The organism is Planococcus sp. BI3 (assembly GCF_056680115.1).
The window spans coordinates 257,184-283,713 of sequence record NZ_CM155266.1; the positions used below are offsets into that span (position 1 = coordinate 257,184).

Here is a 26,530-nt window from a genome sequence, read left to right on the forward strand (position 1 = left end):
AATAAACGTTCGCTTTTTTCTTGTGTATTTCTCAATAAGCTAGTATACTAGAAACAGGTAGAAAATTAGGTTTTCATTTAGAGGAGGATTTCTTTTGAGCGATCGTAAAGCAGCATTAGACATGGCATTAAAACAAATAGAAAAGCAATTCGGTAAAGGTTCTGTCATGAAATTGGGGGAGAAAACTGACCGTAATATATCATCCGTTTCCAGTGGTTCTTTGGCATTGGATACTGCACTTGGAATAGGCGGATATCCGCGCGGACGCGTAATTGAGATCTACGGGCCTGAAAGTTCGGGTAAAACGACGGTTTCCCTTCATGCAATTGCTGAAGTTCAGGCAATTGGCGGAACAGCTGCATTCATTGATGCAGAGCATGCATTGGATCCAGTCTACGCACAAAACCTTGGCGTCAATATCGACGAATTGCTGCTGTCCCAACCGGATACAGGCGAGCAGGCTTTGGAAATCACAGAAGCTCTTGTCCGAAGCGGTGCGGTCGATATCGTAGTTGTCGACTCAGTGGCAGCATTGGTGCCAAAAGCGGAAATTGAAGGCGAAATGGGCGATTCACACATGGGATTACAGGCACGTTTGATGTCTCAAGCCCTACGTAAATTGTCTGGTGTCATCAACAAATCGAACACAATTGTTATCTTTATCAACCAGATCCGTGAGAAAATCGGCGTTATGTTCGGTAATCCTGAAACAACACCTGGTGGCCGTGCGTTGAAATTCTATTCATCTGTCCGTTTGGAAGTCCGTCGTGCAGAAGCATTGAAATCCGGTACAGATATCATCGGCAACAGAACGAAAATCAAAGTAGTTAAAAACAAAGTCGCACCGCCATTCCGCACAGCTGAAGTCGATATCATGTACGGAAAAGGGATTTCCCGTGAAGGTGAAATCGTCGATATCGGTTCTGAATTGGAAATTATCCAAAAGAGCGGATCGTGGTACTCGTACAACGAAGAACGCATCGGTCAAGGCCGTGAAAATGTTAAGCAATTCCTGTTGAAAAATCCGGAAATCCGCAATGAAATTTCAGGGAAAATCCGTGAGTCTTACGGGATGGCAGCTGCATCCTATACAATTGCAGGCAGCAAGGAAGAGCCTGAAGATTTTAATCTTTTGATTGATGAAGATGACAAGTAAGATCCTCTAAATAAGCAAGGAAAAACCGCTAAGCAGCAGCTTTGCGGTTTTTCTGCTATAGCGAAAGTTCTGGTGCCGGGGAATTCTGTAGCAATCCGCAATGCGGCTGAATAAACGCCGCGCAGCCAGATCGTCATACTCCTGTCAGAGGCCTACAGGATGTAGGTCAGGTAACCGTTGCGACAGGAAGTCGCGTACTTAGGTTACCTTCCTTAAACGATTGCTTCCGCTTTTCCTGTTGTTTAGGCTTCAGCGGCCAACTCCTCGGGTCATAAGTCCCTCTGGCAATGCGGCTGAAGAGATGCCACACAGCCAAAGTGCCTTATGCCTGTCGGGCCTAGACGATCGCTTCCGCTTTTCCTGGGTTGACACGACATAAGTCCATCTATACAATTAAAATTGTATAATTTACTAATTTTAAACTAGTTGCAGTGAAAGAAAGTTTTCATTATCCATCTTTCAAATGAAAAAAATCAATAGCAAGAGGAGGTGTCCGAATGGGTATTAATGAGTTCATCTTCGCTTTGCTTGGTATCATCGTCGGTGTAGTTGTTGGTTATTTTGCATTAAAAAAGGCTAACGATTCCAATATCGCAGGCGCTAAAAATTCTGCGGAGCAAATAGTCGAAGATGCAAAACGAGAAGCTGAAGCGCTGAGAAAAGAAGCCTTATTGGAAGCGAAAGACGAAAATCATAAATTGCGTACTGAAACAGAATCTGAAATTCGGGAACGCCGTTCTGAATTACAAAGACAAGAGAATCGGTTGTTGCAGAGAGAAGAAAATTTAGATCGCAAGGATGATGCAGTAAACAAAAGAGAAGCGAGTCTGGAACGTAAAGACGAAGCGCTCGCAGAAAAACAACAGCATATTGAACAGATGGAGAGCAAAGCTGAAGAGTTAGTCCAAAAGCAGCAGTCCGAAATGGAGCGCATTTCATCTTTGACACGCGAAGAAGCGAAATCAATTATCTTACAGGATGTTGAAAAAGAACTTTCAACTGACATTGCTGTAATGATGAAAGAATCGGAAGCCCGTGCCAAAGAAGAATCGGACAAAAAAGCGAAAAACATTTTGTCATTGGCGATGCAGCGCTTTGCTGCAGACCATGTGGCGGAAACTACCGTATCGGTAGTCAACCTGCCAAACGACGAAATGAAAGGCCGTATCATCGGGCGTGAAGGACGTAATATCCGAACGCTTGAAACCTTAACAGGCATCGATTTAATCATCGATGATACGCCGGAAGCGGTTATTCTGTCAGGATTCGATCCAATCCGCCGTGAAACAGCACGATTGGCTCTTGAAAAACTGGTATCAGATGGCCGCATCCACCCTGCGCGCATCGAAGAAATGGTCGAGAAGTCAAGACGTGAAGTGGATGAACAAATTCGTGAAATTGGTGAACAAACCACATTTGACGTAGGTGTACATAACCTGCATCCTGACTTGATCAAAATTCTTGGACGCCTTCGCTACCGCACAAGCTATGGACAAAATGTACTGAAGCATTCTGTGGAAGTTGCATTCCTGTCTGGCTTGATGGCAGCAGAACTTGGAGAAGACGTTACACTCGCCCGGCGTGCCGGCCTGCTGCATGACATCGGTAAAGCGATTGATCATGAAGTTGAAGGAAGCCACGTGGAAATCGGCGTTGAACTTGGAACCAAGTATAAAGAGCATCCGGTTGTCATTAACAGCATTGCTTCCCACCACGGTGACACAGAAGCGACATCGATCATCTCGGTCATTGTTGCAGCAGCGGACGCATTGTCTGCCGCTCGCCCAGGTGCAAGAAGTGAAACACTGGAAAATTACATCCGCCGCTTAGAGAAACTTGAAGAAATTTCCGAATCGTATGAAGGCGTTGAGAAATCATTCGCTATTCAAGCAGGACGTGAAATTCGCATCATGGTTCGCCCTGAACAAATCGATGACATGACGGCGCATCGTTTGGCCCGCGATATCCGGAAACGGATTGAAGAGGAGCTGGATTATCCAGGTCATATCAAAGTTACGGTTATCAGAGAAACCAGAGCAGTTGAATACGCAAAATAATAAGGGTGGGGCTTCGATGAATGTCTATTCATCGAAGCCTTTTTCTTATGGGAAAAGGTGAGCTTGTGAAAATTTTATTTATTGGAGATATCGTAGGATCAATCGGAAGAGATGCATTGGAATCATATTTGCCGAGACTGAAAAGAAAGTATTCGCCGGATGTCATCATTGCCAATGGGGAGAACGCAGCAGCAGGACGCGGCATCACCAAGGCCATTTACCAGGATCTTTTATTCATGGGAGTGGATATGGTAACGATGGGCAACCACACATGGGATCAGAAAGAAATATTTGATTTTATCGATGAAGTGGATTATTTGATCCGTCCAGCCAATTTTTCGGACGAAGCACCAGGGCGCGGCATGGCCACTGTGACCAAAAATGGCCAGACCCTGTCCGTCATCAATCTGCATGGCCGTGTTTTCCTGCCGCCGCATGATGACCCATTCCAGAAAGCGGACGAGCTTATAGCTGAAGCTAAAGCGATTTCCCCGTTGGTGTTTGTTGACTTCCATGCGGAAGCGACCAGTGAAAAAATTGCGATGGGCTGGCATTTGGACGGCCGCGCGTCAGTCGTTGTCGGTACCCATACACATGTTCAGACTGCCGATGCACGCATTTTGCCGAATGGCACAGCGTATATCTCGGATGTCGGGATGACCGGACCGTATGATGAAATTTTAGGGATGAATAAAGAGGCGGTGCTCTACCGTTTCAAAACGAATATGCCGACGCGATTCGAAGTGCCGAAGCGCGGCCGTTCAGTGGTCAGCGGATTCTTCACCGAAGTCGACGATCAAACAGGCAAAGCGAAAGCTTTTGAACGGGTTTACATCAATGAGGATTATCCGTTCCAAGGCTAAATCTCCAGCTTCTTGACAAAACTCCGACAATTGGAATAGACACCTTGTAGAACATACTTGATTGTCAGTATAATAGGTATCGATTGAAAGTTTTTTCATGAACAGAAAACATTGATTTCACTCGACTGGCCCAACTTTGTTTTTCGCAGAAAAAATTCTGGAAAGTTAAGGCCAATCTTTTCAAAATGTCTAGGCACTGTCTTGTTTTTCATCAACTTGACACAAATATCGGCGATTCATTGATTAGAGTCCTTGAACAAGGCGGAAATCTTGTCGACCCGATCTATTTACCTGTACAATCAGGTAGAGTGGCAAGCTTGAAAAGCATGGCATGTAAATAGTTGTGTGTGTATTGCATCGAGCAGTCAGAATTACCGAAACTAAAAAATGGTCGTTGAACGGTGAACTTATAGAAGTCGTATCAGACCAGGAATGGGTGTCTAAAAATGACGTATACAAAACAGGAAATCGTCGCAAAAGCGCGCGAAGTAGCAGATATGATCGCAGCAACAGAAGAAGTGGATTTCTTTAAGCGTGCGGAAGCACAAATCAATGAAAACCAGCAGATCCGTGAAAAAATTGCCAGCTTGAAGAGCCTGCAGAAACAAGCAGTCAACTTCCAGGCATACGGCAAAGAACGGGCATTAACTTTAATTGAAGGCAAAATCGCCAAAATTGAAGAAGAAATCGACGCCGTGCCGATCGTCCAGGAATTCAAGCAATCCCAAAGCGACGTCAATTCGTTATTGCAGATGGTTTCAACTGCCATCGCTAACCAAGTAACGAACAACATCATCACGGAAACAGGCGGCGACTTGCTGCGTGGCGAAACCGGATCAAAAGTCCGCAACGACACACCAGGAAGCTGCGATTAAAAGAAAAGCGGAAACGGCCGCTTAGCTCCGACAGGCATAAGACGATCTGGCGAAGCGGCGTTTTTTCAGCCGCATAGCCAGAGTGGCTTATGACCCGAGGAGCTGGGCGTTGGAGCTGGACAAAGAAAAGCGGAAACGGCCGTCTGAGGAAGGTAACCTAAGTACGCGACTTCCTGTCGCACCGGTTACCTGACCCACATCCTGTGGGCCTCCGACAGGCATAAGACGATCTGGCGAAGCGGCGTTTTTTCAGCCGCATAGCCAGAGTGGCTTATGACCCGAGGAGCTGGCCGTTGGAGCTGGACAAAAAGAAAAGCGGAAGTGATCGTGTAGCTCTGCCGGGCATAAGACAGACCAACAGTGTGGCGCACTTTGCCGCGCAGCTGGGTGGGCTTATGACCCCGAGAAGCTGGGCACCGGAGTTTGGACAAAGAAAAGCAAAAACAACCATAATTGCTCAATATAAGCACCACCCCAAAACTTTCCCATCAGCAAAAAACTGAAAGAGCCAAAGCTCTTTCAGTTTTTTCTTTTCCGCTTTGATTTTTGGTATAATGGAGAAACGACGAATCGATTTGAAAGAGGTTTTAATAATGGCACCGACACCGATGATGCAACAATATTTTCAAGTAAAGTCCGAATACCTGGACGCGTTTTTATTTTTCCGTATGGGCGATTTTTATGAGTTGTTTTATGACGATGCCATCAATGCATCGCAAATTTTAGAAATTACGTTGACGAGCCGCGGCGGAACTGGAAATGACCGGATTCCCATGTGCGGCGTCCCTCATCATGCAGCGAAAAACTATATCGATCAACTGATTTTAAAAGGCCATAAAGTGGCCATCTGTGAACAAGTAGAAGATCCGAAAACGGCCAAAGGGGTCGTCAAGCGTGAAGTGGTGCGACTCGTTACGCCAGGCACGCATACGGAAGGGAAAAGCGTCGATTCCAAATCCAATGTATTTTTAGCAGCTGCCGATGAATTGGCAGGCGGATTTGGTTTGTCGTACATCGACATCAGTACAGGGGAAGCTACAGCCACATACATAATGGGAACGGAAAAAGCTCTATTGCAGGAATTGCAGTCTTTGAATATTCGCGAACTGGTGGTTTCAGAGCAATTGTTTTTATTGCTGACCGAAGAAGAACAGGACTTGGTCTTATCCATCGAAACGATGGAAGATGCGTCTCTGTTGGCTCCAGCGCAAGTAGCTGCTTGTCCGGAAGACCTGAAGATGAGCTGCCACCGTTTGCTGACGTATATTTCCCGTACTCAAAAGCGATCCCTGGACCATATCCAGGCCTTTGCCTATAAAGAAAACAACCAATTATTGAGCATCGATTTTCATTCGAAGCGCAACCTGGAATTGCTGCAGTCGATCCGCGGCGGCGAAACAAAAGGGACATTGCTGTGGCTTTTGGATGAAACCGTGACGGCAATGGGCAGCCGGAAACTGAAGCAATGGCTGCATCAGCCTTTGGCAAACAGACGGATGATCGAAGAACGCCAGGAAATGGCAGCAGCTTTGATTGACCAGTATTTCGTGCGTGTGGAGCTGCAGGGGCTGTTGAAAGAAGTTTATGACCTGGAACGCTTATCCGGCAGAATCGCCTTTGGCAGTGCCAGTGGGCGCGATTTAGCGCAACTCCGCAGTTCGCTTGAGAAAGTGCCGGCGCTGATCGAAGAACTTGCCAATTCCGGCAATCCGGCATTGCTGGAATTCAGCGGAAAGCTGGACCGGTGCATAGAGGTCTGCGATTTATTGCAGGCGATCAGCGAAAATCCGCCCCTGTCTTCAAAAGAAGGCGGCGTCATCCGTGACGGCTTCAACCAGCAATTGGATGAATACCGGGATGCTTCACGCAACGGCAAAGACTGGATTGCAGAACTGGAGCAGAAAGAACGCAAATTGACCGGCGTCAAATCCTTGAAAATTGGCTATAACCGTATTTTTGGCTATTATATTGAAATGTCCAAAGCCAATATGCATCTGGCGGACCTGGAGCGCTATGACCGCAAGCAGACCTTGGCCAATGCCGAGCGCTATACCACGCCGGAATTGAAAGAAAAAGAGGCATTGATTTTAACGGCCGAAGAAGAAAGCTTGTCCCTTGAATATGATCTGTTCGTGGCCATCAGAGATGAAGTCAAACAGTATATTTCGCGTATTCAGCTCCTCGCTTCTTCACTCAGCGGGCTGGATGTCTTTTTGAGTTTCGCTAACGTGGCGGAAAAATACCGTTTCGTGAAACCTGAGTTCAACGACGCCAATGAAATCTCCATTATAGAAGGGCGCCATCCGGTCGTGGAAAAAATGCTCAATAAGCAGCATTACGTGCCGAACGATTGCGTTCTGGCGGAAGGCCAGAACATGCTGTTGATCACTGGGCCGAACATGTCCGGTAAAAGTACCTATATGCGGCAAGTGGCGTTGACGATTGTGCTGGCGCAGATCGGCAGCTATGTCCCTGCAGAATCGGCGAATCTGCCGATTGTCGATCAAATTTTCACGCGCATCGGTGCGGCGGATGATCTTGTTTCAGGGCAGAGTACCTTTATGGTCGAGATGCTCGAGTCTCAATATGCCATTACCCATGCGACGAAAAACAGCTTGCTGCTGTTTGATGAAATCGGGCGCGGTACATCGACCTATGACGGCATGGCACTCGCCCAGTCGATGATCGAATACATCCATAGAGAAATTGGCGCTAATACGCTGTTTTCAACCCATTATCACGAGCTGACGGCGTTGGAAGGCTCACTCGAAAATCTGCATAATGTCCACGTAGCGGCAATGGAGCAATCAGGCAAAGTAGTCTTTTTGCATAAAGTGAAAAAAGGCCCGGCAGACAAGAGTTATGGTATTCATGTCGCAGAGCTGGCGAATTTGCCGGAGCCGATCCTGGCACGTGCCCGTGAATTGCTGAAGACTTTTGAAGAAGATAAAAAGCAACAGCCTAAAACGATTGAACAATTGTCATTTTTCGACGATATTGATACTGAGAAAGAAGAAATTCTGCAGGCCATCACGGATCTTGAAGTATCCGCAATGACGCCGCTTCAAGCCTTGCAGATGCTTAACGACCTGCAGCAAAAGTTAACCAATAAGGAGTGAGACTATGGGCATCATTCGATTGATGGACGAACCTCTATCCAATAAAATATCCGCTGGTGAAGTGGTGGAACGCCCGACGTCAGTCGTCAAGGAACTGGTGGAAAACGCCATCGATGCCGGAAGTACGGCCATCGAAGTGCTGCTGATTGAAGCCGGACTGACTTCCATCCAGATTATCGATAATGGTGCCGGCATGGATACAGATGACGCGTTGCTGTCATTTTCCCGGCATGCCACCAGTAAAATCGCCAACGAACACGACCTGTTCCGAATCCGGACGCTTGGATTCCGCGGAGAAGCACTGGCCAGTATTGCCTCGGTCTCCAAAGTGACCTTGCATACATCGGACGGTGTGAGCGGCACCTTCGTGCAGATGGAAGGCGGCCGCCTGACCGAGCATCGAGCCGGTTCGCTTAGAAAAGGGACGGATATTAAAATCGATCAATTATTTTTCAATACACCTGCACGCCTGAAATACATGAAAACGCTGCAGACGGAACTTGGCCATACGATCGATTTGCTCAACCGTTTTGCACTGAGCTATCCCAGCATCGCATTCAAGCTGCTGCATGATGGCAGAACCATTCTGCAGACAGCCGGCAGTGGAGAAATCAAGCGTGTACTGGCGGACATTTACGGGGTAGCGATTGCCAAGAAAATGATTCCGTTTGAAGGGCAATCGCATGATTATAAGGTTTCTGGCTATGCTTCGCTTCCTGAAATTACCCGGGCCAATAAAAACTACATTTCCTTGTTCGTCAATGGAAGGTGGGTCAAGCATTATGCCATCGCCAATACGGTCCATAAGGCTTACCACACCTTTTTGCCGCTTGAGCGGCAACCGATTGTCGTCATGAATATCGAAGGGGATCCTTATTTGACGGACGTCAACGTCCATCCGTCCAAGCAACAAATCCGTTTGAGCAAAGAAAAAGAATTGATGGAATTGATCCATGAAACGATTCGCCGGACCATCAGTACGGTAGTCCGTGCCCCTATCATCGATAAGCCGAAACCCGTGAAACAAGCGCCAACCAAGCAATTGGATTTTTGGAAAAGCTCGTTTACGGTCCAGGAATCCAAACAGCCATTGCCACAAAATGGAGTAGAGGAATGGCATGAGCTGCCGGCGGGAAAAGAAGTCGAACCTGTTCAGCTGGATCCCGTTCCGTTCGAAGAGGGATTGCCTCCGGCAGAAGAACAGGAGACAGAAGACAGCCCGCAATTCCCGGAACTGGAAGTAGTGGGCCAAATTCACGGCACGTATATTGTGGCACAGAGCAATGATGGGTTTTACCTGATTGATCAGCATGCTGCACAGGAGCGCATCAAATATGAATATTTCCGTGAAAAGGTGGGGGATATCGACAGCGACGAAAGACAGTCGCTGCTGCTCCCGCTGACTTTCCATTACAGCCGCGACGAAGCTTTAAGGTTAAAAGATAACCTGGACATCTTGTCTGACAGCGGCGTCTTCCTCGAAGAATTTGGCGATACGTCATTTATTGTCCGGGAATACCCGACTTGGTTTCCAAAAGGTTTCGAACAGGAAGTTATTGAAGATTTGATTGAACAGGTGCTGACTGAACGCAAAGTGGATGTTAAAAAACTGCGTGAAGACGCCGCGATCATGATGAGCTGCAAGCGATCAATCAAAGCCAATCATTTCCTGCAGAAGCACGATATGGAAAGGCTGCTTGCAGATTTGAAACGAGCAGAACAGCCTTTCACTTGTCCGCATGGACGTCCTGTCATCATTCATTTCAGGACCTATGATGTTGAAAAAATGTTCAAGCGTGTCATGAATTGAACTTTTGATGTCTTGCCTGAATGAGTTTTGGGTATTGGTATAGAATAGGTGAAACGACGCAGTGAGAAGGGGTGTGGAAGATGCAGGCAAGCAAAGATTATATCCGTGTGTCGGATGGGCACGAACTTTATTATGAATGCTACGAGCCGCCAAGCCCGATTGGACATGTCCATATCATTCATGGAATGGCGGAGCACATCGGGCGCTATACGGAATTTGCGGAGTATTTGGCATCCCGCGGATTCGTAGTGTCGGCGCATGATCAGCGGGGACATGGGAAAACAGCAGAACGCAATGGTGTAAAAGGCTATTTTGCGGATCGGGATGGCTTTGAACGCGTGGTTGAAGATGCCCACACAGTCATCACGGAAGTGCAGCAGGCGACCGGCGAATTGCCGCTGATCCTGTTTGGCCACAGCATGGGTTCGTTTGTGGCTCGCCGTTATATGCAGCTGCACAGCGAAGACATCAGCCGGGTGGTCCTGTCCGGAACAGGCGGCGATCCCGGAACTTCCGGGAAAATCGGGTTAGCGCTGGCGATGGCTTCAGCGAAAACGCAGGGCAAGCAGCAGCCGAGCAAAGCGCTTGGGAAGCTGACTTTCGGCAGTTTCAACAAACCCTTTAAAGAAGAAGATTCATCCTACGCATGGTTGACCCGGGACAAGGCGGCAGTCGCGAAATACGAAGCCGACCCTTGGTGCGGTTTTGAATCGACCAACCAGTTTTACATTGATTTGTTCACAGGGCTTGCAATCATCAATAAACCATCAGAAATCGCCAAAATCCGGAAAGACTTGCCGGTCCTGTTGATCAGTGGAGCAAAAGATTCCGTCGGTAATAACGGCAAAGGCGTCTTCAGCTCAGCCAAGCAATTTGTTGAAGCGGGAATGGCCAATGTGAAAGTTTATCTCGCAGAACAGGGCAGGCATGAATTGCTGAATGAAACCGACCGCCACGCTCACTTTGAAACCATTGGTGATTGGATGTGCGGAAATGATTGATGTTGTAGCTATTGTTGGACCGACCGCATCCGGGAAGACGGCATTGAGCCTCGAGCTAGCCAAACGGTTGGACGGCGAAATCATCAACGGGGACTCTATGCAGATTTACCGGGATATGACGATTGGGACAGCAAAAATTTTACCGGAAGAGATGGCGGGGATTCCTCACCACCTTTTGGATATCAAAGATCCGGACGAAAGTTTTTCGGTAGCTGAATACCAAAAGCTGGTGCGGGAAAAAATTGCCGAAATACGCTCTCGCGGCAAGTTGCCGATTATTGTCGGCGGCACAGGGATGTACGTCCAAGCGGTGCTGTTCGATTATCGTTTCTCCGAAGAAGCTGTCGATCAAGAGCTGCGTGACAGCCTGAACCAGGAGCTGGAGCGATTCGGCCCTGAAAAGATGCACCAGAAATTGATGGAACTGGATCCGCAATCAGCAATACATCCGAATAATGCACGCCGAGTGGTACGGGCAATTGAAAACCTGATGAGCGGCCAGGAAAAGAGCGACCGTCAACTTACATTGTCGCCCATGTACAATGAGGTCATCATCGGATTGGATATTCCAAGGGATATTCTGTACGAACGCATCAACCAGCGTGTAGACACCATGATAGAACGCGGTTTGATTGAAGAAGTCGAGGCATTGCGGCAAAGGGGCATCCGGGAAGCGCAGTCGATCCACGCCATTGGCTACAAGGAAATTTACAGCTACCTTGATGAAGAGGAGAGCCTCGAAGAATCGATCGTCAAACTTAAACAGAACTCGCGGAAATACGCCAAAAGACAGTTTACCTATTTTAAGAACAAACTGCCGATTTTTTGGATTGATGCACTAGAGGACCCTGAAAAGAATCTCCAGGAAATAACCGCTTTCATGCAGGAAAATGACAGAAACTGTCGAATTGATAAACTTGACGGCAAATAGGCAAATCAATGACAAGTAGAGAAATAGGGGGATTCGAATGAAACCGATCAATATTCAAGATGTCTATCTTAACCAGCTTCGTAAAAATAATATTTATGTTACGGTCTTTTTACTTAACGGCTTCCAATTAAAAGGAACCATTAAATCCTATGATAATTTTACGGTGCTGGTCGAAACAGAAGGCAAACAGCAATTGATCTACAAGCATGCCATCTCAACATTTTCTCCTGCAAAAGCTGTAGCGATTGAACACGAAGAGTAAAAGGATGCCGGGCTGCAGCTGCAGCCCGGTTTTTTCTTGCGTAATAGAATCGCTTTTGTGTCGAAGCGCTTTATGCCTGTCAGGCCTAAATGGCTGCATCAGCTTTTCTGGTGTCCAGCGCAAACGCCCAGTCCCTCGAGTCGCTTCAACCTTCCCAGCAATGGCTGAAGAACGCCATTACCGGAAAGGTTTCCAGCGCTTGTCGGGACAAACACGGGCGTTTGCGCTTTTCAGTGTCCAGCTTCAGCAGCCAGCCCCTCGGGTCATAAGTCGCTCCGGCAATGCGGCTGAAGGGATGCCGCACAGCCGGAGCGCCTTATGCCTGTCAGGCCTAAACGGCTGCTTCAGCTTTTCAGTGTCCAGCTCCAACAGCCAGATTCTCGGGTCATAAGCCACTCTGGCTGTGCGGCAAAAAACGCCGCTTCGCCAGCGCATCTTATGCCTGTCGAATCTAAACGGCTGTTTGCGCTTTTCTGGTTGACAGTTAGCTTTTGGCAGTATAGCATTTTCAGTGAACAGGATTTTAATTCAGGAGGCGTATCCATGAAAACCATTACAGCAGATGAATTGCAAGAACGAGTCGAAGCTGGAGAAGAATTGAACATCATTGATGTTCGTGAAGCAGACGAAGTAGCTGCAGGAATGATTCCTGGAGCCAAACATATTCCACTTGGTGAAGTGGCAGAACGTGCCGGAGAACTCGATGCCGGAAAAGAATATCACATGGTTTGCCGTGCGGGCCGCCGCAGCGAAATGGCTTGCAGCATTTTAGAATTGAACAATATCAATACCATCAACGTTGAAGGCGGAATGACCGCCTGGAACGGCGAAACAATCGCATAAATGCAAATAAAAATAGACCACCCGGTGTGGTAGTGACCCCTTAACGTTAGAGTTCAAATCTAACTTTTGGGGCGCACTACCTGTTTGCTGCCGAGTGGTCTTTTTTTATTCTTGATAAGGTATATTGTTTTGGCTAGTCATTTGATGGTGGGACATGTTGGTATCATGCACGACATGATGGCATCCGCTTTGCTTACGACATCTGGATTTTGTGTGTCGGCAGCCTCCACTTCAACGTATAGGACAAGACTCGCAGGATGGTAATCAGGACAAACAGGGAGTAAAGCATCAAATCAGAACTGACCAAATCAAAGCCGATAAATAGTCCTGCCAGTGCTGCCCATACTGCATAGATTTCCGACTTCAACACAAGTGGTTTTCTTCCTGCCAGCAAATCGCGGACAATTCCTCCGCCTGATCCTGTCAATACCGCTGCGACAATGACCGCAAAGAGCGGCAATTCCAGCTCGACAGCATAGATGGCTCCTTGGACGGCAAATGCTGATAATCCAATGGCATCAAAAAAATTACCCCATCGATTCCAGGGGCCAAGCAACTTATGTGGGAATAAGAAAACGACGGTAATGGAGATAAAGGCAAGCTGGAACATGAATTCCTGATCCCATAGGGCTGATACGGGTACTCCAATCAATAAATTCCGGATGGCGCCTCCGCCAAATGCGGTGACAACGCCCAGAAGGTAGACACCGAAAATATCGTATTCTTCTTCCATCGCGATAATTGCACCGGACACTGCAAAAGCAATCGTACCGATGGCGCTCAGTACTTCCCAAGCCATAGCCTTATTCCTCCTAAACATGCAACTCTATGAATTGTAGCAGAATTTGACGCTATTTCAAGTCATGCCGCATAATAGGGAGAGAAGTTCAAGAGATTGGAGAATCACATGTTTACAACAATTAAAACAATAGAAGAAACAATCCAGGCGCAGTTGCAGCTTGCCGATGAAACAGCTTACGTCAATCAGAAAAAAGTATTGGATGCTTTTCATAGCCAGCGCGTCAGCGATCATCATTTCAATCCTTCGACCGGCTACGGCTATGACGATGAAGGGCGGGATACGCTTGAACGGGTGTACGCTGATGTCTTTAAAGCAGAAGCCGCTCTTGTCCGTCCGCAAATCATCTCCGGAACCCACGCTATCACCATTTCCTTGTTTGGCGTGCTGCGTCCGGGGGATGAATTGCTTTATCTCACAGGAAAGCCCTATGATACGCTGGATTCCATCGTGTCCGGCGGTGAAAAGGATACAGGTTCGCTGAAGGACTTCGGGATCAGCTATCAACACGTGAATCTGAATCCCGACAATAAAATTGACTGGGCAGCTGCAGAAGGAGCGATCAGCAGCAAGACGAAAGTGATTGCGATTCAGCGCTCAAGAGGCTACGATACACGCCCTTCCTTTACGATAGAAGAAATTGGGGAGATGGTCTTGAATATCCGCCGCCTGAAACCGGAAGCCATCATTTTTGTTGATAATTGCTATGGGGAGTTTGTCGAGCAGCAGGAACCGATTGAAGTCGGAGCGGATTTGATTGCGGGTTCCCTGATCAAAAATCCCGGCGGCGGCCTGGCGAAAATCGGCGGCTATATAGCTGGCCGAAAAGATTTAATTGAAAAATGCGGTTATCGCATGACTTCTCCGGGTATAGGTGGAGAGGCAGGTGCCTCGCTTAATGCCTTGCTGGACATGTATCAGGGATTTTTCATGGCACCCCATATTGTCTCTCAAGCATTAAAAGGTGCAATTTTCACTTCAGCGCTCTTGGAGCAGGCAGGGATGGAAACGACACCCCACTGGAGCGACAAACGGACAGATTTGATCCAATCCGTATCATTCCAAACTGCTGAGCAGATGATTGCTTTTTGCCAAACCATCCAAGCAAGCTCGCCGGTTAATGCGCAATTCAAGCCGGAACCCGCGTATATGCCGGGCTATGAAGACGATGTCATCATGGCAGCGGGGACATTCGTGCAGGGATCCAGCATTGAACTGACAGCAGATGGTCCGATCCGTCCTCCTTATACCGCGTTTGTCCAAGGTGGGCTGACGTACGAGCATGTGAAAATTGCCGTACTGAATTCGGTGGATTCTTTAAAAAAACTCAAATTAATTTAACTCAATTCCCGTATTATCGATGCGGGAATTTTTTATGTCAGAAAACATAACATTGATTTGACAAATAATCTGACGTGGTTTATGCTGTAAGAGTAGTAATTATTTGAAATGGGTGAAACTTATGACGAACCGGGTGAGACGGACGATGCCGCTTCTGCCGATCAGCATTGTGATGCAGCTGACGGAATTGACCGCGAGACAAATTCGTTACTATGAAGAGCATGATTTAATCAGCCCTGCCCGAACAGAAGGCAATAAGCGTATGTTTTCATTGAACGACGTCGATACCCTTCTTGAAATTAAGGATTACCTGGAACAAGGGATCAATATCGCAGGCATCAAGAAAATATACGATATGAGAGAAACACCTAAAAACGAAAAGGCAGAGCCGAAAAATTTAAGCGATGCCGAATTGCGCAAGCTGCTTCATGAAGAATTGAAGCATCAAGCCCGTCCATTTGAAAAGGGCGGCTTCAGACAAAGTGATTTATCCCGTTTCTTTAATTGAAATGGGCTTACATACAACATTCATAGGAGAGTGAAGAGAACATGGGCAAGTATTCAAAAGAAGACATTCAACGATTAGTAAAAGAAGAGAACGTGAACTTTATCCGTCTGCAATTTACCGATATTCTTGGAGTCATCAAAAACGTTGAAATACCAGCATCCCAATTGGACAAAGCACTCGATAACAAAATGATGTTTGATGGATCTTCTATCGATGGATTTGTACGCATCGAAGAATCTGATATGTACTTATTCCCGGACCTTGATACATGGGTAGTATTCCCTTGGATCACCGGTAAAGGGAAAGTAGCTCGTTTGATCTGTGATATCTACAGCCCGGATGGTACGCCATTTGCTGGAGATCCACGTACGAACCTGAAGCGTGTATTAAAAGAAATGGAAGAGCTTGGATTTACGCATTTCAACTTGGGGCCTGAGCCGGAATTCTTCTTGTTCAAATTGGATGAAAGAGGCGAACCGTCTCTAGAGTTGAATGACCACGGCGGTTATTTTGACTTGGCACCGATGGACCTTGGCGAAAACTGCCGACGCGATATCGTGCTTGAACTTGAGGAAATGGGCTTTGAAATCGAAGCTTCCCACCACGAAGTAGCGCCAGGACAACACGAAATCGACTTTAAATACGCAGATGCAATCACAGCGTGTGACGAGATCCAAACCTTTAAATTGGTTGTTAAAACCATTGCCCGTAAACACGGCCTTCACGCAACCTTCATGCCGAAGCCATTATTCGGTGTCAACGGTTCAGGAATGCACATGAACCTTTCCTTGTTCGACGGAGACCGCAACACATTCCTTGATGAAGACGGCGAAATGAAATTGAGTGAAACAGCTTACCAATTCATCGCTGGCATCATTGAGCATGCTAAAGGCTTTACAGCGGTAACAAACCCGCTTGTCAACTCGTACAAACGTCTGGTACCGGGTTATGAAGCACCTTGTTACATCGCTTGGTCTGGCCAAAACCGGAGCCCATTGATCCGTATTCCAGCATCGCGCGGCTTGTCTACACGTGTTGAAGTACGTTCAGTCGATCCAGCAGCGAACCCATACTTAGCAATGGCTGTTCTTCTAGGAGCCGGTCTTGACGGGATTCGTAGAAAACTGACTCCACCAAATGCAGTTGACCGCAACATCTATGCGATGAACAAGAGAGAGCGCGAAGCTGTCGGCATTGAAGACCTGCCAGGCACGTTGTATCTAGCTCTTGAGGAATTGCAAAACGATGAAGTCATGACGAAAGCATTAGGCGAACATATTTTGAATAACTTCGTCGAAGCAAAAGAAATTGAGTGGGACATGTTCCGCACAAGCGTCCACCCGTGGGAACGCGAGCAATACTTGAAGATGTACTAAAATATATGAATGTAAACCGTTGGGGCGTAAAAGCTCTGACGGTTTTTTTCTGGTTTGTAAAAGTAGTCAATTTGGCTACTTTTTTATTGCCCAATTTTTGCCCAACTTGATTAAAAAGTGCATATATAGTTTTCAAATTTGATAAGCAGATTATGATGCTGTCGTTTAAAAAGGTTGTGTGCCACATGTGGAAGTTTCTGACGATTAGCGTTGAGGTTCAACAATGAGTAGCTTACGACAAAGGGGCCAGTCCGAATATTAAAGACATCACTCCGCACGATACCAACACCTTTGTGGAGGCATTGGATTACGACTCGTTGCAGGCTCTGCAATTTGACCAAGAACCTGAACCAGCAGTTGCAGAACCAGAAAAACTAAAGAAACAGAGCATTCACGACCAACCGTTAGATTAAAGAAATGGAAGAAGGGTGAGTGCAGCTCTCCCATAAATTAATGAGAAGTGAAAACAATGAGCAAATACAGATAAGTGCAAGTGAGTTATTGGCAGGACGGTTTTGTTTTAGATCTTACAACAGAAGAAAAATTCTATATCTATTTGATGCCTAATAGCAGCATGCTCCAAAGAAACTGATTAACGGGCCAATACATTTGAGTGTGGACATTTATCGTCCAACGCCTAAAAAGTACCAGACGAAGCCTAAGCAGGAGCTCATCGAAAAAGGATTACTGCTTCTTACTACAAAGCCCGACGTTGATAATTACGTGAAGAGTGTGAAAGATGGAATTTCGAAAATTATCTGGCAGGATGATAGCCAGGTGGTGAGCATGATGGTCCAGAAGCTTTATAGTATGACACCGCGAGTAAAGTATGGATTCAGTATAAATTATAAAAAACTGCCTCTTTTCGAAAGAAGCAGTTTTTCAAAAAATCAACTAAAAAGCTTTTGTTTCCATGACTGTTCAGGCTTTGGAAAACTTATTTTAGTTAAAGGCTGACACATGATTGATTCAACTGGAATTAGGTAAGTTTTTTTGCTGTTTTCTTTAAAATTTGCGTCAGGATCTTTGGAGCAAATACAAACTTCTTTATTTAACATACGCATTATATAAACATTACCTATAGCTGGCAATGTCACTCTGAATTTATAGTGTCGTTTTATTCGATAGTTTTGATACCACTTAATAACTCTACCAAGCGAGAGAAGAGAGAGAAAGAATATACCTGTTGCAAGTGACAAGGCTATTCCTAAAATGGTTGGATCAGTAGCTGCTTGGTTATTACCATTAAAAATAGCGATTAATATGACTATGCAAAAGCTTTCAATAAAAAGAAGGAAAGATAACATAAATAACCGATAGTAATAAACTTTTAGTCTTTGTTCATCTGTAAAAAGCGCTTGACCTATATCAGACTTTTCATGTAAGACATTTAAACTGATTAACGTACCAAAAATTGTAGCAAGTATTACAAGCGTTCCTGAAATAATCCCTAAAATAAAAATCACACCTTTTAGCATATTAATTAAGCCAGGATATCTCCCGGCAAAGCCTTTAAATTATATCACGGGAGGGAATATATATAAGGGTGAATTCGGTAAAAATTTCCGATACAGGCATACTAAAGTTGGGTATAATGGAGCTACCACTTTCTTGCGTTCTGATTATCTCAGAAGGGAAAGTTAAATTAGCAGAACTTCCCTCACATGCTGAAACAAGCATTATTACGTATAAGGGCAAAGTGAAGCGTATGAATTTTGATGAGGGGGAAGATTTTTGAACGAAATATGGATTGCTCCGATATTTGCAATATTAGGTACGGTTTTAGGTGTTAGCATACCAAGTATTGCAAAATACTTAGAAAATAAATCTTCGCATTCAAAAGAGAAAAAAGAGAAGTATGAATTAATAACACGGAAAATAATAACGGAGTTTGTTCCGAAATTGAAACATTCTTTATATCTGGCGAATAATTATCTTAAAAATAAGGAACACGGATTAGTAACAATTATTTCATCTGATATCGCTTCTGACAAAATAAATGAGGTTCAAGCTTTTTATTTATGTGATATAAAACCACATTATCCATTAGAAATGCACTCGAAAATATCGACTATAATTGATGAAATCAATGGGCTTTCTATGGATATTAGTTTTGACAATAGCAACGATAATTCCACAAACCCCAAAATCTATAAAACTGTAGATAGGTGCAGCTTATTAATTCAAGATATGGTAAAGCACATAGAGAAAAAATATATTTAGTCCGCACTAGCAAACTGGAGCGCATTATTACAGCATTGTGCTATTTTGGTGTCTTTTAAATAAATTATAGGTTGAAATACATTTTTACATTCAGGGAGATCTTTTTAATTTTGATGAGGGGGAAGAGTTTTGAAAAGAATAAAGGTAAGGTACTATGTGAAGTCCAATGAAGGGATAAATATTGAAGAACGATATTTTGCCACTTTAGTCGAAGACGATTTTTTTGAAAACATTACAAGCGATACTTTTTCTCACTATGAAAATCTTATATCCGCAAGTGAGAATTTAAATTTAGGAAATTTAGAAATAAGGGGTTTTAGAGAAATTTAATAAGTCCGACCAGTCAACTGGAGAAATCATTATAGTAAGTAAAGGTAGTTCTTTAATGGGGGGGAGAGTTTTGAAGATAAATTGTCAGGATAAAATATGTTGATTACAGTGGCGATTATAATTTTGAATAGTACTAGTTTTTGGACGACGTTCATCTCAAATGCAGATATCAGCGATTGGTTTACATTAACTGGTGGAGTGCTAAGTGGAGTTATAGCTGGAGCATTAACTTACTTTGGAGTTAAGCTAACTATTAACCATAATGAAAAAAAAGAAGATACAAAGAGAAAACCTAGGTTAGAAGTGCTGGATCATCGTTTATTATTAAGAGGCGGTTTAGTTTGGGACGAAAGAGACGAAATAACTATAACCATTCAAAACTTCGGCGGTACAATTGCTAAAAACATTGAAGCAACAGCATATATGGATAACTTCGATAAGCTAACTAGTGATGTTCGCCAAGTATTAAAAGCCAAGGTTCCTCCCCAACAAATAGTTTCTAATACATTTACTATAGCTAATACAGGAATTAAGGCCTCCCATTTAATATTTAAAAACTCATTGTGTGATAAAAATGGTGTAATTAAAGATGTTCATTATGGGACTCTTAATGAACGCTATTTTAGAATGATAGGCAACTGTGTTCCTATCAATATTAATTATTCTGCTAAAGCCGAAGTGGTCTTGCCAAAAGATATCCATGGGTGGATGTCATATTATACGGGACATGATCATAACACTTACTTGGAAGACGGAATGTTTGATATCACTTTAGAACTTAAGTATTTTTCTATAGAAAATGAAGAATATAATAAAAAATTCAACTTAACATTTATCGATACTAAGACTTACGAAGTCTTAAATGGCAGCTCTGAAAAGCTGATTATTTTAAGAGCAAAAGAAATAGTATAGTCCCACCAGTCAACTGGAGGACATCATTACAGCATTACGCTGTTTTGGTGTCCTCTTTTTTATTTACCTAAAAGGAGATGTGGTTATGAGAACGATTCAACAGCTAAGAGAAAAAGGGCTCTCAGATGATCTAGAACAGATTGCAGAGAAACCGAATGCTATTAACCAGCAAAAAACAGACAGAGCAGCTGACGCCTTGGGAAATAGCAGAATTAATGGGCAGTAATCGCAATACATTCAGAAGAGCTAAAGGCGGAGCGATTCGCCGGAATCGATAGGAGGGGTGAAGGATGACGATCTGGGCTGATGAAATGATTTTACAGTACAAGAAATTTCGCGATGAGCTTGTGAAAAAGAGAAGTACGCTAAACAAGAGAAACCCGCAGGATAAACTGGATTTGACTCAATACAATAGCATGATTGAGGAAATGGAGTATATAATGCAGTGGTTAGAAACAGGAAGGGATCCAAATAATTACCGTGGTTCGGATAAGAGAGGCATCTACCAGAGTCGTTCATTCCAAGGCACGGACTTCATTCCGGATATCACTGAGCAGCTGGAGGAAGGTCCGAAGCATTTGTATATGTCTTTTGAAGAGGAAATCATTCTGGCGAATATATTTTCAACTTTATCGTTTCGCGAGCGTCAGTGTTATATTTTGCATGAAGCTACATTGTTAAGTGTGGGGAAAATTGCCGAAGAAAAAGGACTTAAAAAGCGATCAGTTCAACAATACATTGAAAGAGCCCGCCAGAAAATAAAAAATCAAGCAGGATGAAACTCTTAGGCCAAATAAACGTAATAATATATATAATTTGGAAAAGGAGATGTATTAAATAATGAACTTAAATTTAGGAGAATTATTTTATTCAGAAATGATTGAAGTGTACTTGGCGTTAGCAGTAGGTTTGCTTCCAATCTTCTTATGGATTCTAATACCAGCAATGCTGTTGAATAGGCTTTTTGGAAATAAAGAAGGTTGGCAGTTAGGAGCTCTTCTAGGATTTGTTGCTTATATGACAATAGGGCCTTACCCGTCACTGGGAATGTTCTGACGTATGGCTGACGTACGAAATTGCTATATATGAAGGGGAGAAAAAAGAGGGAATGCGTTCGAGAGATCAGTCCCTCCCACTATCCCGCTTAATTCGGATGGTTAATACTGGATATAAAGGATTTTATTGCTTCTCTCTAGAATTAGTGTGTAGAGGAGGTGGTAAATTTGGCAAAGAAAATGATGGTTGTAGTAGAAACTCATAATAGCGATCTTCCTTTAGTGATTAAAAGTAATCCAGAAGAATTTCTCAAAGCAGTAGCAGATCACAAGGATGGGAATATCGAAATCACTAATGACTTTATATACTTCAAAGAAAATTTCGATGATATTAAGTCGCTTGAAGTGAAGTTCGTTTAAAAATTGTTTATTTTATAGATTAGTAATAGAAGAGGTGGTGTATGTATGAGTGAAATCGAAAGAGATACAGAAACAGAAGCGTTTATTAATACATTGGAACATGCTGATGTTTATACATTCATGAGAAGTGAACATGATCGATTAAGCAATAGCGGTGATGATTATGATGCAGAGGCTCATGATCTTGAAGTTGCAGAAGCAGCTAGTAAGAAATTTAACATTTCTGTTGATGACGCTGGTAATTTATATGAAGATTACGAAGTAAAGATAGCTGGTTTTTGGCAAAAAAGAAAAAATAGCTAACAAGAGCATCTCTTCGGAGTTGCTTTTTTCTATGTCTAATAAAGCGAATAGCGCGAGAGTGGGTGTTAGAAAGATGGCAAGACCGAAGAAAATCACGAAAGAAGTAGTCCGAAAACTAGAAGAAGGATTCATGAGGGGATTAACAGATCGTGAAGCCTGTCTTTATGCGGATGTTCGACTCTCAACCTTCTATGATTATTGTAAAGAAAAAGAAGAGTTTTCGGAGCGAAAAGAGCTGCTGAAGGACCAAGTGAAAATGCGGGCCAAATTAAATGTGACAGACAGCATCCAGCGAGGCAATATTGATTTGTCATTATGGTACTTGGAACGTAAAGCAAAAGATGAATTCAGTACGAAACAGGAAATCGAGCATAGTGGTGGATTCGAACATAAGGTGGATCTGTCCAAGTTTTCTGCCGAGGAGTTGAGGAAACTTGCTCAAACTGACGGATAAGCAACGGAAGCAGCTGGCTTATGAAGCGCAGAGTGAATTGGCTCGCCGCTCCTATCGCGATTACGTGGTGCATGTGCATCGAGGCAATTACACGCACTTCAGACATACCGAATACATTACTGACAGGCTTGAACCGATTGCTCATGGCAAACAGAAGTATATATTCATTGAGATGCCGCCGCGACATGGAAAGAGTATGACGGTAACTGAGAGCTTCCCGAGCTACTACTTGTCGAAGAATCCAAGCAAGCGAGTCATTGCTGCTTCTTATTCCGATACACTGGCCAAGAAATTCGGACGTCTCAATCGAAGTAAGCTTGAAGAATACGGCCCAGATCTTTTCGGCGTTTCCTTATCACAAATCAACTCATCTCAAAGTAACTGGGATGTCGCAGCTGATGATGGCGGTATGATTTCTACAGGTATTGGCGGTTCTATTACAGGACAGGGAGCGGATTTGCTCATTATTGATGATCCGTTCAAGAACTCAGAGGCCGCTAACTCACTGACGATTCGAGACAAGGTATGGGATGAATGGGAATCCACGCTATCTACCCGTCTTCATAAAGGCGCATCAGTCATCGTCATTATGACGCGATGGCATGAGGATGACATTATTGGTCGTTTGCTTGAGTGTTCTCCCTATGATTGGGAGCGGATTCGCATGCCGGCAATTGCTGAGGACGAAGACGATTTGCTGGACCGTAAAATAGGCGAACCGCTCTGTCTGGAACTTGGCTATGACGAGAAATGGGCTAAGGACAAAAAGACGGAAGTCGGTACCCGTAACGCTCTTTACCAACAACGTCCAGCTCCTGTCGGCTGTACCATCTTCAAGCGGAATTGGTGGAAGCTCTATAAAGTGGCTCCTGCTCATTTCGATGAAATTATTCAGTCCTAGGATTGCACGTTCAAAGATGCCGAGACCTCCGACTTTGTTTCCGGACAGGTGTGGGGGCGCATTGGAGCGGATAAGTACTCGCTGGATCGAGTGAAAGAGAAGATGGGCATCAAGGCAACCATGCAAGCCATCCGCACAATGTCCGACAAGTGGCCACAAGCCGGGTGCCGGGACAAAGTTCATTGAGGACAAAGCAAACGTTACTGCCGTTATTGAAATGCTGACAAAAGGAATACCTGGACTCATTCCAGTGAATCCGAAAGGCGGCAAAATGGTAAGAGCTCAGGTTGTTGTTCCGGAAGTGAGAGCAGGTAATGTTTATTTGCCAAACGGATCTATTGCGCCTTGGATACATGACTATATCGGTGAATTCAGTACTTTCCCATTCAGAAAGAATGATGATAATCCGATGACAGGAAAGCTGAAAGAGTTAGCCAAACGTAATGGCCTGCTATATGGTGGCGGCATGGATTAATTGTTGGCGTTTGGATGTTAGAAGGTTACACGCATTTTGACAGTTAATATTATAGAAGAAACTTAATTCGGTCATTTGCTATTTGGTCAAACAACATTCTTATGATCACCCAATTTTGTAACTAGAAATATAGACTAATAAACAAGATAAATATATTGAAATCCTTATAAATCAATAAAAAAGAGTGGAAACCCCAGATGTAGACTCCGCACAAGGATCCACCCCTAGGAACGCGAGCAATACTTGAAGATGTACTAAAATATATGGATGTAAACCGTTGGGGCGTAAAAGCTCTGACGGTTTTTTCTGTTTTAATAAAAAAATGAAAGCCCATCCTGCTGAAAAAGAAAAACAGCCGAAAGTTACTAAAGAAAGAAACTTATTGGCGTGTTAATTCGACTAATTAAAAATAACGCAACACTACAACTTATTATTAGATCTATTACGCCGATTTTTGGGCTGTTAATACTGCATTGCTGATTAGTGAAGAGGAGGGATAATCATGTTCATGATTTTAACTGCAGCTGTAATTTCACTTTGGATCACGTCGCTGGTCGCTTTTGCAATATGCTACATTGGCTTTACCAAGGAAGAACGTGCTTATGAAAAAAGCCAAAGAGCGGATTCCTAATAAGCAGGACAAGCCAAAGTGAGTAAATGTGATTGTCGACGGCATGCGGAATCGTAGATATTTCGTGTCATGACAAACGCATGGGGGAATAAAGTTGTATGCGACGCCTGACTCAGGGTGGTCTAAACTCCTATTAATTTATCCTGCAATTAGTACAGTAAGCGTGATTAATAGGAGTTATAGCTCAACTGCTGTATGCTTGACCGAATGGAAACAATTCTATTTTCCATTCAAAGGGGAAGCAGTATGGTCAAAGAGAAAGAAAATGCAGTTGAATCAGTTGTCAGCCGATTCTCTTCTACAATTTTACGTTCTCATTTCGGCAAGGGACCGAAATCGGTTTACGTCAATATAGTCCATCCTTTTATTTGTATACAAATAAGGGATTTTCTATCGCCGATGGAAAAAGTGCTGCTCAGCAAAAATGAAGAACTAAAAGTGCTTGAACTTAGGGATCTGCTGATGGTTGAAATTCAAGAGGAATTCAAGAGGAATTTTTGGAAAGAAGCGAATCTTGATGTTAAAGAACTTTATGCTGATTGGAATCTGGAACGAAAATCCGGCATGATTCTGGCAGTCCTCAAAGAAGGCACCATCACCAAAGAACCTTGGCCAGAAGAAGTGGATGAAAAAGCACTCCTTAATGAAATTATTAAGGTTAGTGAAATAGGGCAAAAAGTACCCGGGTCAACTGAAGTTTTTTGGTTAAGTAATCGAACGCTTTTGATAAGGCGCATCGACATATTTACCTTGCTTGAAAAGGAACTCATTAATCAGGGGTTTGCAGAAACACTGAAACTGGCGAAAAGGCCGCTGGAGTATAAATTATTTAAGCAATCTGCGTTAGAGAAGATACTGAATCGTTCTATCAATGAAGTTTTTTTCGATTGGAGCTTCAATGAGGATAAAGGATATGCAGTTATAGCTTTACAAAAAAATGATAATAGCTAGAGCAGCTCTTCGGAGGTGCTTTTTTTTTTGAGGGGAAAATAAAATTTTAACACCTTAAACGGTTTACAGCTTTCATTTTGAGGTTATAATTAAGTGCAGCCAAGAAATTTAATAACTCATACTGAATTTTCCTTTGGAAGAACAAAAGGAGGATTTTGTGGGAGGGGATTAAATTGAGGAAAATTCAAGGACTTTCGAAACTGGTTGATTATTTAGAATCAGTAAATTATCCGTTGGCTGCAGAGCAGATTACAGATTTAATGTCGAAAAGAAAGATTCCGCACCGCAAAGCATATCAGGATACTGTGATCTTTAATTTGGAACACATAGACTGGTGGATTGCTGAGCAGCAGAAAAGATGATTATTAAATGAATATGCTTGAGTTAAGTTAAAGAAAAGGCCTCTGGTTGAGTTCTGCAAAGAATTTAACCAGAGTTTTTCTTTTTTTATGGTAACTTTATACACTTTTGTACGTCTGCTGTTATAATAATCTAAAAGCAAAGGAGAAATCTACTATGCGTTTTCTCATGATAATCATTATCTTTTTAATATTCTTTTCATTTGCTGGAATTGGAGCATATGTCGTAGGCCCGGATTTTTCGGTGGATCGCTTTGTTGCTAAAGCGACAGAAGATCTGCGGAATAATGGCCAGATGGAAAAAATAGTGGAGTATGTAGAGAATGATCCTCAAATGCTTGAATACATAGAAGAGGCCCAGATTGCGGAACAGCAGAGCCAGCCTTTGCCATTCCAAACAACTGAAGATGCTGCCGGGACAGTGATTAAAAAGGTGGGTTTAACTGACTTGGCTAAAATGAAGTCCGGAGTTGAAGATGGGACAATGTCTGCTGACGAAGTGATTCAAAAACTTGAAGAGGATTTAAATGAAGAAGAACTGCTGGCTCTTAAAGTCATTGTCTTTAAGGAATTATACAAACAGCAATAATGCTTTATATATGATAAACTGATTCACGAAGACAAAGCAAATAGAT

General features: G+C 43.8%; 33 protein-coding genes and 1 pseudogene. 32 read left to right on the forward strand and 2 right to left on the reverse strand.

The window, feature by feature from the left end:
- Window positions 1-94 precede the first annotated feature (94 nt).
- The 11 genes from recA to AC1MEO_RS01305 all read left to right on the forward strand — a co-directional run bounded on the left by recA (window position 95) and on the right by AC1MEO_RS01305 (window position 12,917).
- Window positions 95-1,156 carry a recombinase RecA gene (gene recA, locus AC1MEO_RS01255; RefSeq protein ID WP_480333820.1) on the forward strand — a complete coding sequence of 354 codons (1,062 nt, stop codon included), beginning with the start codon at window positions 95-97 and terminating at the stop codon, window positions 1,154-1,156.
- Between the two features lie 497 nt (window positions 1,157-1,653).
- Window positions 1,654-3,213: a ribonuclease Y gene (rny, locus tag AC1MEO_RS01260; RefSeq protein ID WP_480333821.1), complete on the forward strand. Its 1,560-nt coding sequence runs from the start codon at window positions 1,654-1,656 to the stop codon at window positions 3,211-3,213.
- Between the two features lie 65 nt (window positions 3,214-3,278).
- Window positions 3,279-4,076, forward strand: coding sequence for a TIGR00282 family metallophosphoesterase (locus AC1MEO_RS01265; RefSeq protein ID WP_480333822.1), 798 nt, complete (start codon window positions 3,279-3,281; stop codon window positions 4,074-4,076).
- 446 nt (window positions 4,077-4,522) lie between these two features.
- A complete protein-coding gene (locus AC1MEO_RS01270; RefSeq protein ID WP_146556681.1) occupies window positions 4,523-4,951 on the forward strand; it encodes a YlbF/YmcA family competence regulator in 429 nt (142 codons plus the stop codon).
- A gap of 293 nt (window positions 4,952-5,244) precedes the next feature.
- Window positions 5,245-5,454, forward strand: a complete 210-nt coding sequence (locus tag AC1MEO_RS01275; RefSeq protein ID WP_480333823.1) for a hypothetical protein — start codon at window positions 5,245-5,247, stop codon at window positions 5,452-5,454.
- A gap of 90 nt (window positions 5,455-5,544) precedes the next feature.
- On the forward strand, window positions 5,545-8,070 hold the full coding sequence (gene mutS / locus AC1MEO_RS01280; protein WP_480333824.1) for a DNA mismatch repair protein MutS: 2,526 nt from the start codon (window positions 5,545-5,547) through the stop codon (window positions 8,068-8,070).
- Between the two features lie 4 nt (window positions 8,071-8,074).
- On the forward strand, window positions 8,075-9,880 hold the full coding sequence (gene mutL / locus AC1MEO_RS01285; RefSeq protein ID WP_480333825.1) for a DNA mismatch repair endonuclease MutL: 1,806 nt from the start codon (window positions 8,075-8,077) through the stop codon (window positions 9,878-9,880).
- An 80-nt stretch (window positions 9,881-9,960) separates the two neighbouring features.
- Window positions 9,961-10,881, forward strand: coding sequence for an alpha/beta hydrolase (locus tag AC1MEO_RS01290; protein WP_480333826.1), 921 nt, complete (start codon window positions 9,961-9,963; stop codon window positions 10,879-10,881).
- Window positions 10,874-11,812: a tRNA (adenosine(37)-N6)-dimethylallyltransferase MiaA gene (miaA, locus tag AC1MEO_RS01295; RefSeq protein WP_480333827.1), complete on the forward strand. Its 939-nt coding sequence runs from the start codon at window positions 10,874-10,876 to the stop codon at window positions 11,810-11,812. Before AC1MEO_RS01290 ends, miaA begins: the two co-directional genes overlap by 8 nt.
- Before the next feature lie 37 nt (window positions 11,813-11,849).
- A complete protein-coding gene (hfq, locus tag AC1MEO_RS01300) occupies window positions 11,850-12,074 on the forward strand; it encodes an RNA chaperone Hfq (RefSeq protein ID WP_146556690.1) in 225 nt (74 codons plus the stop codon).
- Between the two features lie 543 nt (window positions 12,075-12,617).
- The gene (locus AC1MEO_RS01305; protein WP_480333828.1) at window positions 12,618-12,917 is read left to right on the forward strand and encodes a rhodanese-like domain-containing protein; all 300 of its coding nucleotides are present in this window, start codon (window positions 12,618-12,620) and stop codon (window positions 12,915-12,917) included.
- Between the two features lie 193 nt (window positions 12,918-13,110).
- On the opposite strand, the gene AC1MEO_RS01310 is transcribed toward AC1MEO_RS01305, so the two are convergent.
- Window positions 13,111-13,716: a trimeric intracellular cation channel family protein gene (locus AC1MEO_RS01310; protein ID WP_480333829.1), complete on the reverse strand. Its 606-nt coding sequence runs from the start codon at window positions 13,714-13,716 to the stop codon at window positions 13,111-13,113.
- Window positions 13,717-13,824: 108 nt separating this feature from the next.
- Here AC1MEO_RS01310 and AC1MEO_RS01315 point away from each other — a divergent pair, with 108 nt between their 5' ends.
- From AC1MEO_RS01315 to AC1MEO_RS01335, 5 genes and pseudogenes are all read left to right on the forward strand, one after another.
- Window positions 13,825-15,057, forward strand: coding sequence for a methionine gamma-lyase family protein (locus AC1MEO_RS01315; protein ID WP_480333830.1), 1,233 nt, complete (start codon window positions 13,825-13,827; stop codon window positions 15,055-15,057).
- A 121-nt stretch (window positions 15,058-15,178) separates the two neighbouring features.
- Window positions 15,179-15,565: a MerR family transcriptional regulator gene (locus AC1MEO_RS01320; protein WP_480333831.1), complete on the forward strand. Its 387-nt coding sequence runs from the start codon at window positions 15,179-15,181 to the stop codon at window positions 15,563-15,565.
- Between the two features lie 41 nt (window positions 15,566-15,606).
- Window positions 15,607-16,941, forward strand: a complete 1,335-nt coding sequence (gene glnA / locus AC1MEO_RS01325) for a type I glutamate--ammonia ligase (protein WP_480333832.1) — start codon at window positions 15,607-15,609, stop codon at window positions 16,939-16,941.
- Between the two features lie 487 nt (window positions 16,942-17,428).
- Window positions 17,429-17,524: pseudogene (locus tag AC1MEO_RS01330) on the forward strand (DnaD domain-containing protein); the annotation flags it as partial.
- A 32-nt stretch (window positions 17,525-17,556) separates the two neighbouring features.
- Window positions 17,557-17,898: a RusA family crossover junction endodeoxyribonuclease gene (locus AC1MEO_RS01335; RefSeq protein WP_480335999.1), complete on the forward strand. Its 342-nt coding sequence runs from the start codon at window positions 17,557-17,559 to the stop codon at window positions 17,896-17,898.
- Here AC1MEO_RS01335 and AC1MEO_RS01340 read toward each other — a convergent pair.
- Window positions 17,832-18,419, reverse strand: a complete 588-nt coding sequence (locus AC1MEO_RS01340) for a hypothetical protein (protein ID WP_480333833.1) — start codon at window positions 18,417-18,419, stop codon at window positions 17,832-17,834. The genes AC1MEO_RS01335 and AC1MEO_RS01340 overlap by 67 nt on opposite strands.
- A gap of 116 nt (window positions 18,420-18,535) precedes the next feature.
- Between AC1MEO_RS01340 and AC1MEO_RS01345 the strand changes: the two genes are divergently transcribed.
- From AC1MEO_RS01345 to AC1MEO_RS01420, 16 genes are all read left to right on the forward strand, one after another.
- Complete coding sequence (locus AC1MEO_RS01345; protein ID WP_480336001.1) at window positions 18,536-18,679, forward strand: XtrA/YqaO family protein; 144 nt, start codon at window positions 18,536-18,538, stop codon at window positions 18,677-18,679.
- A complete protein-coding gene (locus AC1MEO_RS01350) occupies window positions 18,676-19,164 on the forward strand; it encodes a hypothetical protein (protein ID WP_480333834.1) in 489 nt (162 codons plus the stop codon). The genes AC1MEO_RS01345 and AC1MEO_RS01350 overlap by 4 nt, the downstream gene beginning before the upstream one ends.
- Window positions 19,165-19,293: 129 nt before the next feature.
- Window positions 19,294-19,494, forward strand: coding sequence for a hypothetical protein (locus AC1MEO_RS01355; protein WP_480333835.1), 201 nt, complete (start codon window positions 19,294-19,296; stop codon window positions 19,492-19,494).
- Between the two features lie 99 nt (window positions 19,495-19,593).
- Window positions 19,594-20,406: a hypothetical protein gene (locus AC1MEO_RS01360; protein ID WP_480333836.1), complete on the forward strand. Its 813-nt coding sequence runs from the start codon at window positions 19,594-19,596 to the stop codon at window positions 20,404-20,406.
- Between the two features lie 85 nt (window positions 20,407-20,491).
- Window positions 20,492-20,632 (forward strand): hypothetical protein, encoded by a 141-nt coding sequence (locus AC1MEO_RS01365; RefSeq protein ID WP_480333837.1) that lies wholly within the window; start codon window positions 20,492-20,494, stop codon window positions 20,630-20,632.
- 64 nt (window positions 20,633-20,696) lie between these two features.
- Window positions 20,697-21,185: a sigma factor-like helix-turn-helix DNA-binding protein gene (locus AC1MEO_RS01370; protein ID WP_480333838.1), complete on the forward strand. Its 489-nt coding sequence runs from the start codon at window positions 20,697-20,699 to the stop codon at window positions 21,183-21,185.
- Between the two features lie 61 nt (window positions 21,186-21,246).
- Entirely contained in the window at window positions 21,247-21,462 is a 216-nt protein-coding gene (locus tag AC1MEO_RS01375; protein WP_480333839.1) for a hypothetical protein, read from the forward strand.
- A 167-nt stretch (window positions 21,463-21,629) separates the two neighbouring features.
- A complete protein-coding gene (locus tag AC1MEO_RS01380) occupies window positions 21,630-21,821 on the forward strand; it encodes a hypothetical protein (protein ID WP_480333840.1) in 192 nt (63 codons plus the stop codon).
- A 45-nt stretch (window positions 21,822-21,866) separates the two neighbouring features.
- Window positions 21,867-22,124 (forward strand): hypothetical protein, encoded by a 258-nt coding sequence (locus AC1MEO_RS01385; protein WP_480333841.1) that lies wholly within the window; start codon window positions 21,867-21,869, stop codon window positions 22,122-22,124.
- Between the two features lie 73 nt (window positions 22,125-22,197).
- Window positions 22,198-22,578, forward strand: coding sequence for a hypothetical protein (locus tag AC1MEO_RS01390; RefSeq protein ID WP_480333842.1), 381 nt, complete (start codon window positions 22,198-22,200; stop codon window positions 22,576-22,578).
- Window positions 22,559-23,479 carry a terminase large subunit domain-containing protein gene (locus tag AC1MEO_RS01395; protein WP_480333843.1) on the forward strand — a complete coding sequence of 307 codons (921 nt, stop codon included), beginning with the start codon at window positions 22,559-22,561 and terminating at the stop codon, window positions 23,477-23,479. Before AC1MEO_RS01390 ends, AC1MEO_RS01395 begins: the two co-directional genes overlap by 20 nt.
- A 217-nt stretch (window positions 23,480-23,696) precedes the next feature.
- The gene (locus AC1MEO_RS01400) at window positions 23,697-23,954 is read left to right on the forward strand and encodes a hypothetical protein (RefSeq protein ID WP_480333844.1); all 258 of its coding nucleotides are present in this window, start codon (window positions 23,697-23,699) and stop codon (window positions 23,952-23,954) included.
- Window positions 23,955-24,456: 502 nt separating this feature from the next.
- Window positions 24,457-24,585 (forward strand): hypothetical protein, encoded by a 129-nt coding sequence (locus tag AC1MEO_RS01405; protein ID WP_480333845.1) that lies wholly within the window; start codon window positions 24,457-24,459, stop codon window positions 24,583-24,585.
- Window positions 24,586-24,831: 246 nt separating this feature from the next.
- Window positions 24,832-25,536 carry a Na-translocating system protein MpsC family protein gene (locus AC1MEO_RS01410; protein WP_480333846.1) on the forward strand — a complete coding sequence of 235 codons (705 nt, stop codon included), beginning with the start codon at window positions 24,832-24,834 and terminating at the stop codon, window positions 25,534-25,536.
- A gap of 173 nt (window positions 25,537-25,709) precedes the next feature.
- Window positions 25,710-25,898 carry a hypothetical protein gene (locus tag AC1MEO_RS01415; RefSeq protein ID WP_480333847.1) on the forward strand — a complete coding sequence of 63 codons (189 nt, stop codon included), beginning with the start codon at window positions 25,710-25,712 and terminating at the stop codon, window positions 25,896-25,898.
- A 154-nt stretch (window positions 25,899-26,052) separates the two neighbouring features.
- On the forward strand, window positions 26,053-26,484 hold the full coding sequence (locus AC1MEO_RS01420; RefSeq protein ID WP_480333848.1) for a hypothetical protein: 432 nt from the start codon (window positions 26,053-26,055) through the stop codon (window positions 26,482-26,484).
- Window positions 26,485-26,530 lie beyond the last annotated feature (46 nt).

Bases quoted from the DNA above. Each gene is read 5' to 3' on its own strand.
- rny (WP_480333821.1), top strand. From the start codon at position 1,654: ATGGGTATTAATGAGTTCATCTTCGCTTTGCTTGGTATCATCGTCGGT.
- AC1MEO_RS01270 (WP_146556681.1), top strand. From the start codon at position 4,523: ATGACGTATACAAAACAGGAAATCGTCGCAAAAGCGCGCGAAGTAGCA.
- mutS (WP_480333824.1), top strand. From the start codon at position 5,545: ATGGCACCGACACCGATGATGCAACAATATTTTCAAGTAAAGTCCGAA.
- mutL (WP_480333825.1), top strand. From the start codon at position 8,075: ATGGGCATCATTCGATTGATGGACGAACCTCTATCCAATAAAATATCC.
- AC1MEO_RS01290 (WP_480333826.1), top strand. From the start codon at position 9,961: ATGCAGGCAAGCAAAGATTATATCCGTGTGTCGGATGGGCACGAACTT.
- miaA (WP_480333827.1), top strand. From the start codon at position 10,874: ATGATTGATGTTGTAGCTATTGTTGGACCGACCGCATCCGGGAAGACG.
- hfq (WP_146556690.1), top strand. From the start codon at position 11,850: ATGAAACCGATCAATATTCAAGATGTCTATCTTAACCAGCTTCGTAAA.
- AC1MEO_RS01305 (WP_480333828.1), top strand. From the start codon at position 12,618: ATGAAAACCATTACAGCAGATGAATTGCAAGAACGAGTCGAAGCTGGA.
- AC1MEO_RS01310 (WP_480333829.1), bottom strand. From the start codon at position 13,716: ATGGCTTGGGAAGTACTGAGCGCCATCGGTACGATTGCTTTTGCAGTG.
- AC1MEO_RS01315 (WP_480333830.1), top strand. From the start codon at position 13,825: ATGTTTACAACAATTAAAACAATAGAAGAAACAATCCAGGCGCAGTTG.
- AC1MEO_RS01320 (WP_480333831.1), top strand. From the start codon at position 15,179: ATGACGAACCGGGTGAGACGGACGATGCCGCTTCTGCCGATCAGCATT.
- glnA (WP_480333832.1), top strand. From the start codon at position 15,607: ATGGGCAAGTATTCAAAAGAAGACATTCAACGATTAGTAAAAGAAGAG.
- AC1MEO_RS01340 (WP_480333833.1), bottom strand. From the start codon at position 18,419: ATGCTAAAAGGTGTGATTTTTATTTTAGGGATTATTTCAGGAACGCTT.
- AC1MEO_RS01345 (WP_480336001.1), top strand. From the start codon at position 18,536: ATGGAGCTACCACTTTCTTGCGTTCTGATTATCTCAGAAGGGAAAGTT.
- AC1MEO_RS01365 (WP_480333837.1), top strand. From the start codon at position 20,492: ATGAGAACGATTCAACAGCTAAGAGAAAAAGGGCTCTCAGATGATCTA.
- AC1MEO_RS01370 (WP_480333838.1), top strand. From the start codon at position 20,697: ATGACGATCTGGGCTGATGAAATGATTTTACAGTACAAGAAATTTCGC.
- AC1MEO_RS01375 (WP_480333839.1), top strand. From the start codon at position 21,247: ATGAACTTAAATTTAGGAGAATTATTTTATTCAGAAATGATTGAAGTG.
- AC1MEO_RS01385 (WP_480333841.1), top strand. From the start codon at position 21,867: ATGAGTGAAATCGAAAGAGATACAGAAACAGAAGCGTTTATTAATACA.
- AC1MEO_RS01390 (WP_480333842.1), top strand. From the start codon at position 22,198: ATGGCAAGACCGAAGAAAATCACGAAAGAAGTAGTCCGAAAACTAGAA.
- AC1MEO_RS01400 (WP_480333844.1), top strand. From the start codon at position 23,697: ATGCTGACAAAAGGAATACCTGGACTCATTCCAGTGAATCCGAAAGGC.
- AC1MEO_RS01405 (WP_480333845.1), top strand. From the start codon at position 24,457: ATGTTCATGATTTTAACTGCAGCTGTAATTTCACTTTGGATCACGTCG.
- AC1MEO_RS01410 (WP_480333846.1), top strand. From the start codon at position 24,832: ATGGTCAAAGAGAAAGAAAATGCAGTTGAATCAGTTGTCAGCCGATTC.
- AC1MEO_RS01420 (WP_480333848.1), top strand. From the start codon at position 26,053: ATGCGTTTTCTCATGATAATCATTATCTTTTTAATATTCTTTTCATTT.